13 protein-coding genes and 2 pseudogenes are annotated in these 19551 nt (G+C 65.5%); 6 read left to right on the forward strand and 9 right to left on the reverse strand.

Annotation, left to right across the window (positions count from 1 at the left end):
* Window positions 1–438: 438 nt before the first annotated feature.
* The 4 genes and pseudogenes from H261_RS03695 to H261_RS03710 form a co-directional block, all read left to right on the forward strand.
* Window positions 439–1596: a nucleotidyltransferase domain-containing protein gene (locus tag H261_RS03695; protein ID WP_008614452.1), complete on the forward strand. Its 1158-nt coding sequence runs from the start codon at window positions 439–441 to the stop codon at window positions 1594–1596.
* 89 nt (window positions 1597–1685) lie between these two features.
* Entirely contained in the window at window positions 1686–3329 is a 1644-nt protein-coding gene (locus H261_RS03700; RefSeq protein WP_008614454.1) for an ABC transporter ATP-binding protein, read from the forward strand.
* A 496-nt stretch (window positions 3330–3825) separates the two neighbouring features.
* Window positions 3826–6798: a Tn3 family transposase gene (locus H261_RS03705; protein WP_008614455.1), complete on the forward strand. Its 2973-nt coding sequence runs from the start codon at window positions 3826–3828 to the stop codon at window positions 6796–6798.
* Window positions 6799–6864: 66 nt separating this feature from the next.
* Window positions 6865–7413, forward strand: a pseudogene (locus tag H261_RS03710) (MBL fold metallo-hydrolase); the annotation flags it as partial.
* On the opposite strand, the gene H261_RS26635 reads toward H261_RS03710, so the two are convergent.
* A complete protein-coding gene (locus H261_RS26635; RefSeq protein ID WP_040475664.1) occupies window positions 7397–8320 on the reverse strand; it encodes an AEC family transporter in 924 nt (307 codons plus the stop codon). The pseudogene H261_RS03710 and the gene H261_RS26635 sit on opposite strands and share 17 nt — an antisense overlap.
* Window positions 8317–9532 (reverse strand): annotated as a pseudogene (locus H261_RS03720) (glycerate kinase type-2 family protein). Before H261_RS03720 ends, H261_RS26635 begins: the two are co-directional and overlap by 4 nt.
* Window positions 9533–9612: 80 nt before the next feature.
* Here H261_RS03720 and H261_RS03725 point away from each other — a divergent pair.
* The gene (locus tag H261_RS03725; RefSeq protein ID WP_008614458.1) at window positions 9613–10506 is read left to right on the forward strand and encodes a dihydrodipicolinate synthase family protein; all 894 of its coding nucleotides are present in this window, start codon (window positions 9613–9615) and stop codon (window positions 10504–10506) included.
* A gap of 10 nt (window positions 10507–10516) precedes the next feature.
* On the opposite strand, the gene H261_RS03730 is transcribed toward H261_RS03725, so the two are convergent.
* Complete coding sequence (locus H261_RS03730; RefSeq protein ID WP_052004149.1) at window positions 10517–11317, reverse strand: substrate-binding periplasmic protein; 801 nt, start codon at window positions 11315–11317, stop codon at window positions 10517–10519.
* Window positions 11318–11377: 60 nt separating this feature from the next.
* Between H261_RS03730 and H261_RS03735 the strand changes: the two genes are divergently transcribed.
* Window positions 11378–13501, forward strand: coding sequence for a sensor histidine kinase (locus tag H261_RS03735; protein WP_008614460.1), 2124 nt, complete (start codon window positions 11378–11380; stop codon window positions 13499–13501).
* Window positions 13502–13712: 211 nt separating this feature from the next.
* On the opposite strand, the gene H261_RS03740 is transcribed toward H261_RS03735, so the two are convergent.
* The 6 genes from H261_RS03740 to H261_RS03765 form a co-directional block, all read right to left on the reverse strand.
* Window positions 13713–14414 carry a Crp/Fnr family transcriptional regulator gene (locus H261_RS03740; protein ID WP_040475666.1) on the reverse strand — a complete coding sequence of 234 codons (702 nt, stop codon included), beginning with the start codon at window positions 14412–14414 and terminating at the stop codon, window positions 13713–13715.
* A gap of 21 nt (window positions 14415–14435) precedes the next feature.
* Window positions 14436–15386, reverse strand: coding sequence for a branched-chain amino acid ABC transporter permease (locus tag H261_RS03745; protein ID WP_008614463.1), 951 nt, complete (start codon window positions 15384–15386; stop codon window positions 14436–14438).
* Window positions 15387–15390: 4 nt separating this feature from the next.
* Window positions 15391–16278, reverse strand: coding sequence for a branched-chain amino acid ABC transporter permease (locus H261_RS03750; protein WP_040475667.1), 888 nt, complete (start codon window positions 16276–16278; stop codon window positions 15391–15393).
* A gap of 88 nt (window positions 16279–16366) precedes the next feature.
* Window positions 16367–17581 carry an ABC transporter substrate-binding protein gene (locus H261_RS03755; RefSeq protein WP_040475668.1) on the reverse strand — a complete coding sequence of 405 codons (1215 nt, stop codon included), beginning with the start codon at window positions 17579–17581 and terminating at the stop codon, window positions 16367–16369.
* Between the two features lie 19 nt (window positions 17582–17600).
* Window positions 17601–18311 carry an ABC transporter ATP-binding protein gene (locus H261_RS03760; protein ID WP_152426691.1) on the reverse strand — a complete coding sequence of 237 codons (711 nt, stop codon included), beginning with the start codon at window positions 18309–18311 and terminating at the stop codon, window positions 17601–17603.
* Window positions 18304–19074, reverse strand: a complete 771-nt coding sequence (locus tag H261_RS03765) for an ABC transporter ATP-binding protein (protein ID WP_008614481.1) — start codon at window positions 19072–19074, stop codon at window positions 18304–18306. The genes H261_RS03760 and H261_RS03765 overlap by 8 nt, the downstream gene beginning before the upstream one ends.
* Window positions 19075–19551 lie beyond the last annotated feature (477 nt).

Raw genomic sequence — 19551 nt, forward strand, 5'->3', positions numbered from 1 at the left:
GGGTGCGGGCCAAGTCAATCTTCATAACGGTGGGCGAGCGCCATTCCGGACGCGGATCAACCGTATCATCGCCAGCCTGGGAGGCAATCTCGATACGGTTCTCAGGATTGTATTCCGACATCTGTCTCCGCTTTCATCTGCAATGCAGCCAGCTCCCAAACGAGCGCTCTGGCGAAGTGTACCATCCGGAAAAACAATAAACAAGTTCCAACCCCGGAAGAGCCCTTACCCGGAACGCCGGAATAATGGCTGAGAAAGGTTCGTCTGCGGTGATGGCGGACTGACTTCCAGCATGCTTCTCGACATTAGACGTTTGGTCTAATGTGGGGCGGAAACGGTTGGGGGCTGATGCGGGTGCCTGACAATCAGACCGACAGACGGGAGCGCCTGCAACCATGGCATCGTCATGGGCAGGTCGCGATACCCAAGGAAATGAATATGCCGATGCTGGAGTTCCGCCTGCTGTGCCTGGCGGCAAGCCCGCAGCCCAACGGACAGGAACTGTCTCGCACCGTGGCTGGCGTCACCGACTGGCGCGCAATCGGCGAGGCGGCCCGGCGCCATCGTCTGGCGCAACGGCTCTATCCCATTCTGGCGAAGTATGGAGAGGGAATGGTGCCTCCCGAGATCCTGGCTGAAATGCACATCCGGGTTCTGAGGGAAGTCGCTGTCTGTCATTCGCAATTGCCCGAGATCATGCGCGTGACCCGCGGTCTTGCAGGCGGCGGGGTCGCCGTCCTGGTGCTGAAGGGGGTTCCCCTGTCCCAGCAGCTTTATGGCGAGCCGACCATGAGAGGGGTTGGCGACATCGATCTTCTCGTCGAGCCAAGCCAATTGCGTCAGGCGGATGGGATTCTGAGGGAGGCTGGCTATCTGCGGCAAGGCGCCAACGTGCTGGATCGCAACCAGACCATCTGCCAGCAGCGGCTCAAGGACATCGCCTATCGGCATTTCGACACCGGGCAGTATGTCGAATTACACCAGCGCCTGACGGAGAACCCATATCTTCTGCCATGCGACTTTGCCGCGCTATGGCGGGATCGCGATACGGTCGCCGTCGCAGACGGAAGCCTCGCCACTTTACCCCGGCGTTTTCTCCCCCTCTATCTTTGCATTCACGGGGCCACCCATTGCTGGGAGCGCCTGCGCTGGTTGGCGGATCTGGCCGAACTTCTGCAAGAGCCTGGCGCCGTTAAGCTTGCTCTGGCCGACGCGGACATGGCGGGGCTTGGCGCCCCCATGCGTCAGGCGCTGGCGCTGTGCCATAACTGGCTTGGCCTGAACGTGGAAGCGAGCGACCTTCCCGCGGCGGCGACGCTTGATCGCTTCGTTCATCGCTTCTTTTCCGGTCGCCGGTGGGAATGCCTGCCCAAGCCGGGCAGCCGCGAATGGCTGCGCCGCTATTCATTCTGGGGACGTGTTCACAATTGGTCCCTACGGTCCGATTGGCGGTACCGGATACGGGAACTGTCGTCGATACTGATCTGGCCTCCGGACTGGGAGACAATTCCCCTGCCCGACACCCTGTTCTGGCTCTACCCGTTTCTTCGCCCCGTCGGTTGGGTGTTACGGCGCGGACGTAAGGAAACACCGTGACACCGTCTGCTTCTCGCCAATTGCGCGGCTGTATCATTGATCTGGGTCGCTGGGCCGGGGGACTGGCGCTTTGCCGAACCGCTATTCTAATGCTGGCAGCCGCCGTGGCCGAGGGAGTGGGCTTCGCTCTATTGCTGCCGCTGCTTGCCGTTGTGGACGCAAGCGAATCTCAGCGAACGGGACCTGTCAGAGAACTGCTTGATTGGCTTGGCCCCCAAGGCAATCTGTCCGTCTTGTTGACGCTCTTCGTCGCGGTGGTTTCACTGAGGTCAGTTCTCGTCTGGCGTCGGGAAGCCAGTCTGACGGCCATCCGCTTCGGCTTCGTCGAGGCCCTCAGAGTGCGGCTGTTCCAGGCTATCGCCTGTGCGGAATGGAAATATGTGGCAGGCCGCCCCCGCTCTGAATTGATCAATTTGCTGGGCGGGGATATCGCCCGGCTCGGATTGGGGTTCCTTAATCTGCTCAAATTACCGCCTCTGATGTTGATGCTGGCGGCTCAGGCGGCAGCGGCGATATATGTGGCGTCCTCCATCGGACTGATCGCCGTCGGCTGCGTCTTCGCCATCGGGATGACGGTGAAGATGCGGACGAAGCTGGTTCAACGCCTCGGCGGGGACCTCACATACAAGCAAGGGCAGCTGTTTTCCGAAATCGCCGGCTTTCTGGAAGGGTTGAAGCCGGCCAAGTGCCACGCCTGCGAGCAGGCGCATGTCACTGCATTCGCGGCCATTACGGGGGAAATGTGCGAGCGCACTTATGCCTTCACCGAGGGTGGAGCCCGGATGCGCATGGCTGCGCAAATCTTCATCGCCGTGGGACTGGCGATTCTGGTTTGGCTGTCGGTTACCTACGGGACACTGGCGCCCACCACCTTGATGGTTCTGGCGGTAATCCTGGCTCGGATGATGCCCTTACTGCAAGATGCCCAGCAGAGTTGGGACGGCGTCATTCATATGCTGCCGACCTATGAGGCAGTCACAACGGCCGAACATCATTGCCTAGCCGCTGCCGAAGCCCCGGACAGGGCCACGCCCCCCCTGGCGCTGACCCATGAGATCAGGATGCGCGACGTCAGCTTCCGCCATGACCATGACAGCCCATTCCTGTTTCAAGGGGCGAACGTCACCATCACTGCGGGGCAGGTTACCGCTCTGGTCGGCCTATCAGGAGCCGGTAAGACCTCCGTCGCCGACCTGCTGCTCGGACTGCTCTCCCCCGAAAGTGGCGCGATCACCATCGACGGCACCCCCCTGGTCGGCAGCAATCGCCGGGCATGGCGGAGTACGGCCGCCTATGTCCCTCAGGACCCCTTTCTGTTGAACGCCTCGGTCCGTGACAACATGCTGTGGGCGTCTCCTTCGGCGAGTCCGGCCGAGATCAACCGCGCATTGACCATGGCCTCGATCGATCAAGTGGTGGCAGCCCTGCCACAAGGCCTCGACACCATCGTCGGTGATCGCGGCTCTCGGCTGTCGGGAGGGGAACGACAGCGCCTTGTCCTTGCCCAGGCACTGCTTCGTCGGCCACGCTTTCTGGTTCTCGACGAAGCGACAAGCGGACTGGACGCCGAGGCTGAGCGGGCCGTTACCGAGGCGCTGACGACGTTGCGTGGCACCATGACGATCCTGGTCGTTGCTCACCGACCGGCGATGATCGCTGCCGCCGATAACGTCATTGAAGTTTCTGACGGTAAACTATCTATCCAAACCCAGCAGTATGGCGCGCCAATTTGAAAGGTTATCGCCATTTTTCGGGATGGCTTACGTGCTGGCCGGAAGGGCCGCAAGAAGGTTGATGTGGCCAAGCTGGCCTTTCGCTGGTGGCCTGATTCGGCGCTGACCTCGGTCTTGGCGATGTCGCGCACCAGATTGTGGGCGCCCTAACAACAGGGAACTTTACACGCATCAATGCACCCGATCCGGAGACCTTCCATGACGACGCCCGCTTCACGACTAATGCCCTGCAGGCCCAAGGGCTGGTGACATTGTCTATGGACGGTGAGCACGACAAGTTAGTGGCAATGTGCCCATCGTACATAGAGACGGCTGCACCAAGTGGCAAACGGCGGTTTTGGGTCACGAAGAGCCCGTAGGCCCCGGCGCTGTGGATGACCGCAGGACCCCCGGCAGCCGCCGCTCAGGGCCTCCGAACGAAGATCCATGGTCGATTCTTGCTCTTTGCCGCCGGGAAGATGTATGCCGATAAAGGGGAACTGTAGAGGTCCGACCGATGGCACGGCAGCGTATTCTCAGCGATAGGCATTGGGCCCAGTTGATGGCCGTTAATTTTGACGAGCGGGCGATCGTGCGCCACTACACGCTATCGCGGGACGATATAGACCTCATCGCGGGAAAGCGGGGCGACCACAACCGCCTTGGCTTCGCCGTGCTGCTCTGCTCCATCCGGCAGTCCGGCCACCCACCGGCCGCCGATGAAGTGGCGCCATCGGAGGTGGTGGCATTCGTCGCCAAGCAGCTGGATGTTGATCCGAGCGTCCATGCCCGATACGCCCGCCGCGACGAAACCCGCCGCGAACATGTCGCCGACATCATTCGCCGGCTCAACCTCGTTTCCTTTGACCGTAAGGTGACCCGGTCGCTGATCGCTTGGCTGGTCACCATGGCCACCAATGAACGCTCGCCCGTTCGTCTCGCCGAATTGCTGATTCAGGAAAGCCGGTCACGCCACATCCTGCTGCCCCAGGCAGCCATTCTCGACCTCGTCGTGCGACGAGCGCGCCTCAGGGCCGAGAGGATCATGATCCAGGCGCTGATCGGAGGCCTCGACGACACCCGACGGGCGGCACTGGACGGCCTCCTGGAACCGATGGCCAACACGTCGATCAGCCTTCTGGCCTGGCTGAAGACGGGCAGTCCATCGCCCTCGGCCCGCAACATGGCGGCAATGGTGGAGCGCCTTCAGGCTGTTCGCCGGCTCGGGATCGGTCGCACGGTTGCCAAGCTGGTTCCCGCCGGCACGCTGTCCCGCCTGGCCGACGAAGGGCTGCGGATGACAGTGCAGCATCTCCGTGATTTGGCGACGGAGCGCCGCCATGCCACCCTGACCGCCGCCGCGTTGCAGTTGGAGACCTGCCTCATCGACGGCGTGCTGGGCATGTTCGACAAGTTGATGGGCACGCTGTCGCGGCGGGCAGAGCGCAAGACGGCCGACCGCGCCCTCGTGTCGGTCCGTGAGGCTCATGGCCAGCTGATGTCCCTGGCCAAGGCGTGCCGGGTGCTGATCGCCGCCTGCGAACAGGGGACCGATCCCAAGAAGGCCATCGAAGACGAAACCGGATGGGCCAACTTCGTCACCAGCGTCGGCCTAGCCGAAGAGCTTGCCCGACCGGAGACCACGGACCCCCGAACCGAGCTGATCGCCCGCTATACCGCAGTCCGATCCTTCGCGCCGGTTCTGTTGTCCGGGCTGTCGTTCCAGGGTGTGCCGGCGTGCAAGTCCCTGCTGGATGCCCTTGCCATCATCGGCGACATGTATCAATCCGGCGGGCGCAAACTGCCGGACAAGGTGCCAACGACGTTCATTCGGCGGAGCTGGCGGGCGCTTGTGTTGGTCAAGGGTGAGGTCGAGCGGCGGTCCTATGAAATCTGCGCCTTCTCCGAATTGCGCGATCGTCTTCGTGCCGGCGATGTCTGGGTCGAGGGCAGCCAGACCTGTCGCAGTTTCGAGGACTGCCTGTTGCCAATACCCGTATTCGAGGCGCTCCGTCAGGAAGGGCCGCTTCCGGTAGCCGTATCCAGCAACCCGGAAAGTCACCTGGGTATGATGGCCATTAATCTGGAGGGTGCTCTCCAGGAGGTCAGCGTCCTTGCCGAAGGCAACGGGCTGCCCGACGTGACCATCAAGGCCGGCGATCTGAAGATCACTCCCCACAAGGCCGACACGCCGGAGGCCGCCCTAGCGCTGCGCAATGCCGCCTACGGGTTGCTTCCCCGCCTGCGGATCACCGATCTCCTGACGGAAGTGGACAGTTGGACCGGATTCTCCGACTGCTTCAGCCACCAGCGGAGCGGCAGACCGCCGGAAGATCGTACCGCCCTGATGACCGCCGTGCTGGCCGACGGCATCAACCTTGGCTTGGCCCGAATGGCGGAGTCCTGTCGTGGCGTTACGGCGGGGCGGCTGGCATGGGCCCATGACTGGCACGTCCGTGAGGATACCTATGGCGCGGCGCTGGCGAGGATCATCGATGTCCATCGCGGCATGCCACTGGCCAGCCTCTGGGGCGATGGATCGACCTCCTCGTCGGACGGCCAGTTCTTCCGGGCCGGTGGTCGCGGCGAGGGCATCGGCGACGTCAACGCTCATTACGGCAGCGAGCCCGGCGTCCGTTTCTACACTTGCATTTCCGACCAGTACGGGCCGTTCTACACCAAGGTGATCGCGGCGACCGCGAGCGAGGCGCCCCATGTTCTCGACGGCCTGCTCTACCACCAGACCGGCCTTCAGCCGAGCGAGCACTACACCGACACCGGCGGGGTCACCGATCACGTCTTCGGCCTCTGTCACCTGTTGGGGTTTCGGTTCGCACCTCGTATCCGCGATCTCAAGGACCGCCGTCTGTATCTGCCGCCTGGAATGAAGGCACCTGACATCCTGGTGCCACTGGTGGGCGGCACCATCGACGTCAAGCACTTGTCCCTGAACTGGGAAAGCCTGATCAGACTGGCGGTGTCGATCCGCTCGGGCACCGTGACGGCGTCGGCCGCCCTGCGCAAATTGTCGGCCTATCCCCGCCAGAACGGTCTGGCGGTGGCATTGCGCGATCTCGGTCGGCTGGAACGGACGCTATTCACGTTGGACTGGCTCCGCGATCCTGGGTTGCGGCGGCGTGTCGGGGCCGGCCTAAACAAAGGCGAGGCCCGCAATGCCCTGGCGCGGGCGGTATTCTTTTACAGGCTGGGTGAAATGCGTGATCGCAGCTACGAGAACCAAGCGTATCGCGCCTCGGGCCTCAACCTGCTGGTGGCCGCAATCATCCTGTGGAACACCCGCTACTTGGAGTTTGCCTATGCCGAGCTGGCGCGCCGGGGCATGGCCGTCACTCCCGACCTGATGAAGCACGTGGCACCGCTCGGCTGGGAGCACATCAGCTTGACCGGGGATTATAGTTGGGCAACCGAGGAATTCGGTGCCGGCGGAATGCGTCCATTGCACCGCCATGTGTCGCTCCTCGCGGCGTAGTTCTCGTTTCGTGCGACCTTAGCGTACAAGGAATGCACTTTCGTTAGGTGACCCCATTCGCACAAGGACCATGCCGATCCCGAGACCCTGTGCTCCTGCGCCGGCAGCGGCCGGGTCAAGGCCTTCGCCGGGCCGGGCGATACCCAGGCGGTGTTCGCCCAGGCCGGGGTGGCGGAGAGCCAGCGGATGCTCACCTGGCCCAATCATCAAATTTTCCTGGGCGATCTGCGGGTTACCGGCACCTTCGCCTTGCCCACCGATGCCGGCGATCTCACCCATATGGGCTTCGTCATCCAGGTTGACGGCGGGCCGTCCCTGTGGATCACCGGCGACACCGCCTGGTGCGACCTGCTGGCCGAGGCCGGGGCCAGGCACCGGCCCGATGCCATCATTCTTCCCATCAACGGCGGCTACGCCAATTTGTCCCATTGGGAGGCGGCGGAACTGGTGCGCCGGGTGGGGCCGTCCCAGGCCATTCCCTGCCACTGGGACATGTTCGCCGACAATTCCTGCGATCCCCGCATGTTCGAGGCCTCGCTGAAGGTCAAGGAGGTGCGGGACGTCTACCGCCTGCCGGTGCACGGGCAAAGGATGAGCATCAGCCGAAACGGCTGAACACGATCGGCAGCCACGCCAGGGCGAACAGGGTGCTGGCCGCCACGGCGATGGCGGCGCGGTCGGGGTGGATGCCGCGCAGGGTGGCGTGGACCACGGTGACGGCGGCCAGGGGCACCAGGGATTCGATCAGCAGCACCTGATGCCCGATCCGTCCGAAGATGTGCAGCCAGGCACGGTCCAGCCCGATGAAAGCCAGTGCCAGGGCCGGCCACACGGCGAACTTGACCGCCAGGGTGAAGGCGGTGAAGCCCAGGTCGAGGCGCAGGCTGCGCAGCTGGGCCAGCCCCAGCCCGACGATCATCATGCCCACCGGCACGAAGGCGCCCGACAGGATGTCCACGCCCTGCATCACCGCCGGGGGAACCTTGGTGCCGCTGAGATTGAGCAGGGCGCCCAGCCAGCAGGCGTGCAGGCCGGGATATTTCAGCACCCGCAGGATCGCGCCGGTCACCGAGGCCTCGGCGCGGGCCACGGTGTAGAAGCCCACCGAGTTCTCGTAGGCGGTGGCGCCGAACGACACCATCACCACGATGGGCAGGGCGTCCGGCCCCACCAGGGCCAGACAGGCGGGGATGCCGAAGAAGCCGGTATTGCCGGTGCCGGCGGTGAAGGCGGCGATACGCTCGCGCCCGTCCTTCCACAAACGCCCCGTCAACCGGGCGGCGAGCAGCGCCACGGCGGAGCACAGGCCGAACACCGCGAAGGGCAGCGCCAGCAGGGCGCCGCTCAGGTCGGCGGTGACGAAGCCCTTGAACACCACGGCGGGCGACAGCACGAACAGGGCGAGGCGGCCAAGGTCCTGGCCCCTGACCTCGCCGAACCGGCCCAGCGCGAAGCCGATGGCGACCAGCAGGTAGAGCGGCAGCAGCTTCAGCGCCAGGGAGGTATCGAAGGGCAGGGTCATCGTACCAGGATCGCCCGGAAGTCGTTGACGTTGGTCAGCGTCGGACCGCTCTGAACAAGATCGCCCAACGCCTTGAAAAATCCGTAGGAATCGTTTTCCAGAAGATGAGATTCCGGATGAAGTCCCAGGGTGCGGGCGCGCTCCAGGGTGTCGGGGGCGATGATCGCCCCGGCATTGTCCTCGGAGCCGTCGATGCCGTCGGTGTCGCAGGCGATGGCCTCCACCCCGGCGCAGTCCTTCAGCGCCAGGGCCAGCGCCAGGGCGAATTCGGCGTTGGGCCCGCCCTTGCCCCGCCCTGAGGGTGACGGTGGCCTCGCCCCCCGACAGGATCACCGCCGGGAAGGGCACCGGCTGCTGGTGGGCGCGGATGGACTTGACCACGCCGGCCATCACCTTGGCCATTTCGCGCGCCTCGCCCTCCAGGGCGTCGCCCAGCAGCAACGGCATCAGGCCGGCCCGCGCCGCCACCAGGGCGGCGGCCTCCAGCGAGCGCTGGGGCGTGGCGATCAGCCGGTATTCGCTGTCGGGCAGCGCCTTGGGCGTCTCGGCGGCGGGATCGTTCAGATGGGCGGCGATGGCCGGCGGCGGCGCGATGCCGTAGCGGGCCAGCACGTCACGCGCCTCGGCCAGGGTGGTGGGGTCGGCCACCGTGGGGCCGGAGGCGATCACCGAAGGGTCGTCGCCGGGCACGTCGGAAATGGCCAGCGTCACCAGCCGGGCCGGGGCGGCCAGGGCGGCGAGACGGCCGCCCTTGACCGCCGAAAGATGCTTGCGCACGCAATTGATCTCGCCGATGGCGGCGCCCGAGCGCAGCAGCGCCGCCGTAAGGGCCTGTTTCTCTGCAAGGGTGATGCCGGGGGCGGGACGGGCCAGCAGCGCCGAGCCGCCGCCCGAGATGAGGCACAGCACCAGATCGTCCGGCCCCAGTCCGGCCAGCAGGCCGATCATGCGGCCGGCCGCCTTTTCCCCCGCCGCGTCGGGCACCGGGTGGGCGGCTTGCGCCACCTCGATGCGGCGGGTGGCGGCGGCATGGCCGTAGCGGGTGACCACCAGCCCCGACAGCGGGCCGGACCAGTGGTCCTCCACGGCGCGGGCCATGGCCGCCGCCGCCTTGCCGGCACCGATCACCAGGGTGCGGCCGGGCGGCGGAGCGGGCAGGGCGGGCGGCAGGCAGACCGATGGCCTTGCCGCCGCCACCGCCGCCTCGAACATGCGTAACAAGATGGTCGTCACTGGACTCTGTTTCCCTTTGCGGGCTCAATGGTCGCACCAGTAGACAGCGGAAATGGACCATGAGCAATCTGGACGGCGTTCTCGCCCCCATCCTCACCCCGTTCACCAACGCCCTGACGCCCCATGTGCCGCTGTTCGTGGCGCTGGCCCGTCACCTGATGGGGCAAGGGCTGGGGCTGGCGCCGTTCGGCACCACCAGCGAGGGTAACTCGCTGGGGGTGGAGGAGAAGGTGGAACTGCTCGACGCCCTGGCGGAAACCGGCCTGGACATGGGCCGCACCATGCCGGGCACCGGATGCTGCGCCCTGACCGATTCGGTGACGCTCTCCCGGCACGCGGTGAGCCTGGGCTGCGGCGGGGTGCTGATGCTGCCGCCCTTCTACTACAAGACTCCCAGCGAAGACGGGCTGTTCGCCTCCTTCGCCGAGGTGATCGAGCGGGTGGGGGATTCCCGCCTTAAGGTCTATCTCTACCATTTCCCCCAGCAGAGCCAGATTCCCATCACCCATGGGCTGATCGCGCGCCTGCTGGCCGCCTATCCCGCCACCGTGGTGGGTATCAAGGATTCGTCGGGCGATCTGGCCAATATGGAAGGGATGTGCCGGGCCTTTCCCGGCTTCAAGGTGTTCGCCGGGACGGAACGGCTGATTCTGCCGGTGATGCGGGCCGGCGGCGCGGGCTGTATCAGCGCCAACGCCAACATCCACGGCCCGGCCATGCTGGAATTGTGGCGGCGCTGGCGCGAGCCGGAGGCCGAGGGGTTGCAGAAGGGCCTGGAAGGCTTCCGCACCGTCATGGAGGGCGTGCCGCTGATCGCCGCCCTGAAGGCGCTGACGGCCCGGCGCACCGGCGATTACGGCTGGCGCCGCGTGCGCCCGCCCCTGGTGGCCCTGCCGCCCGAGGCCGAGATCGAACTGATCGAGCGGCTGGCCAAGGCCGGGATCGCCATTTGAGCCGATCCGGCTATTTCAAATCGACGATGGCCTCCAGGCCATTGGCCTTGGCGGCGGCCAGCAGGCGGCCGTCGGCCTTGGCCCGCGCCACGAAGGAATCCACCGTCTCCTGCCACTCCCCGTCGCCCGGTGCCATGGCGTAGGCATAGGAACTGGGGGCCAGCGGGGCGGGCGGGGTCAGCAACTTGGCCCAGTCGTGGCGGGCCAGCATCTTGCGGCTGAAAGGATAGTCGGTGACGAACAGGTCGGCGCGGCCGCTCATCACCTCCTGCTCGCGGGCCTCGGGGGTGGCGACCTCCAGCAGACGGGCCTGCTTCAGCTCCCCCTTCATGACGTCGACCATGAAGGTTCCGGCGGCGGCGGCCACCACCACGCCGTCGCGGTCGATATCCTGCCATTCCTTGACCACCGGGTGGGTCTTGGTGGTGATGGCGAAGATGCCGCTGCGCAGATGGGGGCGGGTGAAGGCCAGCTTTTCCTGGCGCGGCGGCGTGATGGCCACTCCGTGCATGGAAACGTCGCACTTGTCCGACAGCAGGTCGTCGATCATGGTCTTGAACGAGGAATCCACGAAGCGCACCTGCACGCCGAGGTCCTTGGCCAATTCATGGGCCATGTCGATGTCGATGCCCTCGAGCCGGCCGGTGCGGGTGTTGCGGTAGGAAATGGAATAGTAATCGGGCCAGATGCAGACCCGGACCTCGCCGCTCTGGCGGATATGCGCCAGCCTGCCGCCGGGTGGGGCCGCCACGGCCCCGTTTCCCAGGACCAGAAGGGAAACGGCGGTGGCAAGGCGGGCCAATCTATGCATTTTTGTCCTCCAGATACGGACGTATTATGCTATTTCACCTAGGTCATGCAAGCTAGCCCGATGAAGCCTGCGGTACCTCCGCCGGCCAATACCCCCGTGGTCCTGGGCAGCGTGCCGGTCCAGCCGCTGTTTTCCCGGCGGCTGATCGGCGCGGTGGTGGTGTTCGGGGTCGGCATGGCCTTGCTGGTGGCGGTCGTCACCACCCTGGGCCTGTGGGCGGGGCGGCAGGAGGCGATCAGCGGCGCCGAGGCGGTGACCCGCAATCTGGCCCGCAGCCTGACCGAATCCGTCGAGCGTTCCGTCAATTCCATGGACGTCACCCTGGCCTCGGTCGCCGAACTGGCGGCGGAGCAGGGGATGGCGGCGGCGCATCTCGACCTGCGGGCGGCGGTGGCCCAGCGCCTGACCTTCATTCCCTATCTGCGGCAGATCCTGGTGGTCCGGGCGGATGGAATGGTGCTGTTCGATTCGGCCAATCAGGCCGACGGGCGTTCCCTCGACCTTGCCGCCCTGCTGGCGGAGCACGCCCGCCTGCCGCGCCCGCTGGTGATCGGCGTTCCGGTCGACGGACGCTTCATCGGCGGCAGCGGGCGGTGGCTCGGCCACAAGACCATTCCGGTCAGCCGCGCCGTCCGCGGCGCCGATGGCGCGGTGCTGGGGCTGGTGATCGGCGCGGTCAACCCCGAATATTTCGTGGCCAGTTTCCAGGGAATCGAGGCGGAATCCGGAGCCCATGTCCATCTGTGGCGCTTCGACGGGCTGATGCTGGCCGGGGCGGGGGGGCTCAACGATCCCCACCAGGACCGGGGCTGGGACAACCCGCTGTTCTCGCGCCACCTGGGCGAATCCGAGATGGGCACCTTCCTGGGACCGGGCGGCGACGGGGTGACGTGGATCACCAGCTATCGCACCGCCCTGTCCTGGCCGCTGGTGGTCAGCGTCGGGGTTTCCCAGGACGTTGCGCTGGAAAGCTGGCGGCACAGCGTCGAGGCCATCGCCTGGCCGGTGGGAGGGGTGACGCTGATCGTGCTGGGCCTGACCGCCGCCATGGCCTCCATGTTGCGCCACCGCGGGCGTGATGAGGCCCGGCTGCGGCTGTCCGACATGGTGCTGTCCAACGTCTCCAACGGCGTGACCATCGCCGAGGTGGGGGCGCGCGACCTGCCGCTGATCTACGTCAACCCCGCCTTCGAGCGCATCACCGGCTATACCGCCCAGAGTGCCCTGGGACGCAATGCCCGCTTCCTGCACGAATTCGATCCGGCGCAGGAGGGGCTGGACGAGGTCCGCGCCGCCCTGGCCGAGGGAAAGCCGGTTTCGGTGGTTTTGCGCAACCAGCGGGCGGACGGCACGCTGTTCTGGAACCAGTTGTCGCTGTCGCCGGTGCACGGCGCCAACGGGCAGGTCAGCCATTGGGTGGGCGTGCAGCGCGACATCACCCAGCAGGAGGAAGCCCGCGCCGCCCTGGCCAAGGCCTATGACGACGTCGCCCATTACAGCGAGGACCTGGAGCGTTTCTCCTTCGTGCTGGCCCATCACCTGCAGGAGCCGGCCCGCCAGATGCGGCTGCAGGCCCAGGTGCTGCTGCAGCGCATCGAGGACATCCCCGAATCCGGCGCCCAGCAGCCGGCCCAGCTGATCATCGACGCCGCCAAGCGGCTGGTGGAGATGCTGCGTGACGTGCAGGCCTACCTGGCCGTCGAGCGCCAGCCGGTGACCGGCGGCACCGCCTCGTCGGAATCGGCGCTGGGTGCCGCCCTCAACCGCTTCATCGATCCCGAGGCCATCGGCCCGGTGGAGGTGGTGCGGGGGCTGTTGCCCCGGGCCGGCCTGCCCCAGAAGCATCTGGACGATTTGTTGGAGATCATGGTCGAGAACGCCGTGCGTTTCCGCCATCCCCAACGGCCCCTGCGGCTGTGGGTGGGGGCCGAGCCGCATGCCGACGGCTGGCTGTTCCGGGTCGAGGACAACGGCATCGGCATCGAGCCCGGCTATCATGAACGGGTCTTCGTGGCGCTGGAGCGCCTGCATTCCGGTAACACCTACGGCGGTACCGGCATCGGGCTGGCCATCGCCCGCAAGATCGTCGAGGCGGCGGGCGGGCGCATCTGGGTGGAATCCGACGGCAGCAGCGGCAGCGCCTTCCTCTTCACCCTGCCCATGACGCCGGGCGGCGTGCTCTGATTCCCCGCCGTCCGGCCCAAACGGAAAAAGCCCCCGGCGGAGGATCATCGCCGGGGGCTTTCGCCCAGAGGTAGTGCCCCAAAAGTCACCCTCGGGCCCGTCTGCAGTCCCGTTCGTTCGTTCGAGGAGGGGACGGACTGGAATTCGTGACAGGCCCAATATAGGGGAGGGTGGGGTCTCGCGTCTGTGAAGAGTCTCACATAGCGGAAAATCAATCGAGAGAGGTCAGGCCCTCCAGGGCGGTGAGCTTGTTCAGGGTGATCTGGCCGCGGCCCAGCGTCACGATGCCGGCCTGTTCCCACTTGGACAGCACCTTGTTGACGCTTTCGCGGCTGATGCCCAGATGGTCGGCGATTTCCTGCTGCGACAGCTTGATGGAGGACGGCGTGCCCGGCTTGGCCTTGGTCCCCATGGTCTGGTCGAGCATCAGCAGATGCTTGGCCAGCCGCGAGGGCAGGGAGAGGAACACCATGTCCTCCAGCTGGTTGTCGGCCTTGCGGATGCGGTCGCACAGCACCTCGATCAGGTGCAGGGCCTGGGCGGGGTGCCGATGCAGGAAGGTGTGGACGTCCTTGCGCTCCAGGGCGATCAGCTCGGAGGCTTCCATGGCGGTGGCGTCGGCCGAGCGCTCCTTGCCGTCCAGCACGGCGATCTCGCCGAACAGCTGGCCCGGCTTGATCAGGCCGTAGGTGACCTCGCGGCCGTCGGCGGACAGCACGCCGATGCGGATCAGCCCCCTGGCCACCAGATACAGCCGGTCGCCGGGATCGCCCTTGGAAAACAGCGTCTCGCGCGCATCGACCTTGACCATCTTGGCCTTGGCCGCCAGCTCGTCGAGCAGGTCGGTCTGGACGGACGCGAACAAGGGCGTGTTCGCCAGCATCTCGCGGCGACGCAAAACTGTTTCCGGCATGCTCGAGCGTCTCTCCCCACCTCAGCCAGTGATGCCGCGCCGCTTCAACCATGGCGCCAGCACGCCGATCATACCGCTACGGAACAACAACACGCAAACAACGAAGATGACGCCCTGGATGATAATCACCCACGAGCCGATGCCGGCGAAGAAATCCTGGATGGCCACCACCAGGAAGGCGCCGACCATCGGCCCCAGTACGGTGCCCACCCCGCCCAGCAGGGTCATCAGCACCACCTCGCCCGACATGTGCCAACTGACGTCGGCCAGGGAGGCCAGCTGGAACACCAGGCTTTTCAGGGAACCGGCCAGCCCGGCGAAGGCCGAGGACAGCACGAAGGCGATCAGCTTGTAGCGTCCCACCTCGTAGCCCAGCGAGACGGCGCGGGGTTCGTTGTCGCGGATGGCCTTCAGCACCTGGCCGAAGGGAGAATTGACCACCCGGTGGAGGAACAGCAGCGAGGCGACGAACACCGCCAGCACGAAATAGTACATGGTCATGGTGTCGGAAAGGTCGAACAGGCCGAACAGATGGCCGCGCGGCACGCCCTGGATGCCGTCCTCGCCATGGGTCATGGGGGCTTGTACCGCCACGAAGAAGCCCAGCTGGGCCAGCGCCAGGGTGATCATGGCGAAATAGATGCCCTGGCGGCGGATGGCCAGCCAGCCGACCACGGCGCCCAGCACGGTGGCCAGGGCCACGCCCAGCAGGATGGCGATCTCCGGGGTCAGGCCCCATTCCTTGGCGGCATAGGCGGTGAGATAGGCCGACCAGCCGAAGAACATGGCGTGGCCGAAGGACAGCAGCCCCACATAGCCGAGCAGCAGGTTGAAGGCGGCGGCGAACAGGCCGAAGCACAGGCCCTTCATCAGGAAGACGGGATAGACGGCGAAGGGCAGTACCAGTCCCAGGCCGATCAGGGCCAGGATGAAGGGTTTCTGGCGCGAGGGGACGGAAGGAGAAAGGGTCATGGCGTCAGGCTCCCTTGCCGAACAGCCCGGCGGGCTTGATCAGAAGAACCACGACCATGACCATGAAGATCACGGTGCTGGCGGCTTCGGGGTAGAAGACCTTGGTCAGGCCTTCCACCAGCCCCAGCATGTAGCCGGTGACGATGGAGCCCAGGATCGAGCCCATGCCGCCGATCACCACCACGGCGAACACCACGATGATCAGGTCCGAGCCCATCTTGGGGCTGACCTGATAGATGGGGGCGGCCAGCACGCCGGCGATGGCGGCCAGGGCGACGCCGAAGCCGTAGGTGAGCGTGATCATCAGCGGCACGTTGATGCCGAAAGCTTGGACCAGGGTGGGGTTTTCCGTGCCGGCGCGCAGGTAGGCGCCCAGCTTGGTCTTCTCGATGGCGTACCAGGTGCCCAGGCACAGCACCAGCGAGGCCACCACCACCCAGCCGCGATAGATGGGCAGGAACATGAAGCCCAGGTTCCAGCCGCCGGCCAATTCCTTGGGCACCGAATAGGGCTGGCCCGACACGCCGTAACCCTCGCGGAACAGGCCCTCGATGATCAGGGCGAGGCCGAAGGTCAGCAGCAGGCCGTAGAGATGGTCCAGCTTGTACAGCCGGCACAGCATGGTGCGCTCGATAATGATGCCGACCAGCGCCACCACCAGGGGGGCGACGATCAGGGCCGGCCAGTAGCCCAGCCCCAGAAAGTTGAGCGCCAGCCAGGCGACGAAGGCGCCCATCATGTACAGGGCGCCGTGACTGAAATTGATGATGTTGAGCAGCCCGAAGATCAGCGCCAGCCCCAGGCTGAGCATGGCGTAGAAGGCGCCATTGATGAGACCCAGCAGCAATTGCCCGAACAGGGCCTGGGTCGGTATGCCGAGGATGGTCATCATGGGCTGGGGCCTCTTGCGCTCAGGTCAATGCCCCCACCCTTCGCCCTCCCCGGGCCATGCCGGGGGAGGGGTGGGGTGGGGGGAATGATTACTTCTTCACCAGCGGGCAGGTGCTCTCGGCCAGCGGCTGGTAGGCCTCGTCGCCGGGGATGGTGCGGACGATCTTGTAGTAATCCCACGGCCCCTTGGACTCGGACGGCTTCTTGACCTGGGCCAGGTACATGTCGTGGACCATGCGGCCGTCGGCGCGGATCTTGCCGTTCTTGGCGAAGAAGTCGGCGATGGGCAGTTTGCGCATCTCGTCGGCCACCTTGATGCCCTCGTCGGTCTTGGCGGCGGCGGTGGACTTCAGGTAATGCAGCACCTGGGAATAGGTGCCGGCATGGACCATGGACGGCATCTTGCCGCCGCCCATCTTCTCGGACCAGCGCTTGGACCACGCCCGGGTCTGGTCGTCCATGTCCCAGTAGAAGCCGGTGGTCAGCATCATGCCCTGGGCGTTTTCCAGGCCCAGCGAGTGCACGTCGGTGATGAACACCAAAAGGCCGGCCAGGGACTGGCCCGCCTGGGTGATGCCGAATTCCTTGGCCTGCTTGATGGCGTTGATGGTGTCGGCGCCGGCATTGGCCAGGCCGATGATCTGGGCGCCCGACGCCTGGGCCTGCAGCAGGAAGGACGAGAAGTCGGAATTGGGGAAGGGATGCTTCACCGCGCCCTTGACCGTGCCGCCGTTGGCCTTGACCACGCGCTCGGTCTGGGCCTGCAGGTTGTGGCCGAAGGCGTAGTCGGCGGTCAGGAAGAACCAGGTCTTGCCGCCGCTCTTCACCACCGCGTCGCCGGTGCCCACCGCCATGGCGTAGGTGTCGTAGGTCCAGTGGAAGCCGGTGGCCGAGCATTTGTCGTTGGTCAGCGGCGTCGAGGCGGCGCCCGACACCAGATCGACCTTGCCCTTCTCCTTGGAGACCTCGCGCACCGCGATGGCCGCCGCCGTGGTCACCAGCTCGGCGATCACGTCCACCTGTTCGGTGTCGTACCACTTCCGCGCGATGCCCGACGCGATGTCGGCCTTGTTCTGGTGGTCGGCGGAGATCAACTCGATGGTCTGGCCGTTCAGCTTGCCGCCGAAATCGTCGATGGCCATCTGGGCGGCGACGATGGTGCCCTTGCCGGCCAGGTCGGAATAGGTTCCCGACAGGTCGGTGAGCACGCCGATCTTGACCTTGCCGTCGCTGTACTGGGCATGCGCCATGCCGGTGGACAGGGCCAGCGCCGCGGCGCCGAGCAGAAGCCTCTTCATCACCATGTTAGGTCCTCCCGTTGGGTTAAACGCCGAGATAACTCTTCAGCTTGTCCATGTTGGCCGCCAGGGATTCGTTGGGGATCATGTCGATCACCTGCCCGTGCTCGACCACGTAGTGACGGTCGGCGACGGTGGCGGCGAAATGGAAGTTCTGTTCCACCAGCAGAATGGTGAAACCCTTCTCCCGAAGCGTACGGATGATGTCGCCGATATGCGAGACGATGACCGGGGCCAGACCCTCGGTGGGCTCGTCCAGCAACAGCATGTCGGCGCCGGTGCGCAGGATGCGGGCGATGGCCAGCATCTGCTGCTCGCCGCCCGACAGCTTGGTGCCCTGGCTGGATCCGCGCTCCAGCAGGCGGGGAAACAGTTCGTAGACCTCGTCCAGCGACAGGCCGCCCGGCTTGATCACCGGCGGCAGCACCATGTTCTCCTTGACCGAGAGCGACGAGAAGATGCCGCGCTCCTCCGGGCAATAGGCCAGCCCCAGCCGGGCGATGCGGTTGGAGGAGAGGTGGATGGTCTCGGTGCCAGAGTATTTCACCGAACCGGTCCGCTTGCCGGCGATGCCCATGATGCAGCGCATGGTGGTGGTCTTGCCGACGCCGTTGCGGCCCAGCAGGGTGACCACCTCGCCCTTGGGCACGTCGAAGCTCATGCCGTGCAGCACGTGGGACTCGCCGTAATGGGCGTGCAGATCCTTGACCGAGAGGAGAATTTCGGACTCAGCCATGGCCAGCCGCTCCATGGCCCGAGCCCATATAGGCCTCGACCACCTCGGGATTGTCGGAAATCTCGGCGTAGCTGCCCTCGGCCAGCACGCGGCCCAGCTTCAGCACCGTGATGGTGTCGGAGAGATCGGCCACCACCGAGAGATTATGCTCGACCATCAGGATGGTGCGGTTGGCCGAAACCCGGCGGATCAGATCGGCGGTGCGCCGCACGTCCTCGGCGCCCATGCCGGCCATGGGCTCGTCCAGCAGCAGCATCTCGGGGTCGAGCGCCAGGGTGGTGGCGATCTCCAGCGCCCGTTTGCGGCCGTAGGACAGCTCGCCGGCCGGGGTGTCGCGGTATTCGGCGACCCCCACCGCCTCGATCAGTTCCTCGGCGCGGGTGTTGAGTTCGTTCAGGCACTCGCCCGAGCGCCAGAACTGGAACGACTTGCCCTGCTTGCGCTGCAGCGCGACGCGGACGTTTTCCAGGACCGTCAGGTGGCCGAACACCGCCGAGATCTGGAACGACCGCACCATGCCGTGGCGGGCGATGGCCGCCGGCTGGGTGTGGGTGATGTCGGTGCCGTTGAACAGAATCTGGCCCTTGGTGGGCGTCAGGAACTTGGTCACCAGGTTGAAGCAGGTGGTCTTGCCCGCCCCGTTGGGACCGATCAGCGCATGGATGGTGTGGCGGCGGACCCGCAAATTGACGTCGGATACGGCGACGAAGCCCTTGAACTCCTTGGTCAAGGAGCGGGTTTCGACGATGAACTCGTCTCCCATGCGGACACCTCCCTGCGGCGGCCCTGTCCGGCGAGCCTGCGCGGGATTGCTTCCCGTCTGCCCGGTCGCCTGAATATTATTCATCAAATAAGGCCATCAAAATCGCACCCTGTCAAAGCATGGAATTGGTCCGGGCGACCCATCGGGTGAAAACCCTATTTCAAGGCTAGGTGGCCAATTGCCGCGAGACGAAGTCTGTCGTCCCCTGGCCAATGAATGAGGGAATTGATCTTCCATTTTACAAGAGGGGTCGAAGGGGCGGTATCGCCGCCGCTCAAGTCTATGAGTGTTTCCCGGGGACCCCGGACATTGGTGGCGCGGCCATTGTCAAGAGGCGGGAAGTACGGAAACCTGCTCTTGGCGAAGCCGTTGGAATGCCGTATGAAGTTTAGCTTGGCTGATCGCTGCCGGCGATCGGGTGGGGGGCTGTCTGCCCGCCCAAGGTGACGGATTGGGTATGTTGGATCAGGCTGTGCG

This window comes from Paramagnetospirillum caucaseum, from assembly GCF_000342045.1.
Taxonomy (GTDB): domain Bacteria; phylum Pseudomonadota; class Alphaproteobacteria; order Rhodospirillales; family Magnetospirillaceae; genus Phaeospirillum; species Phaeospirillum caucaseum.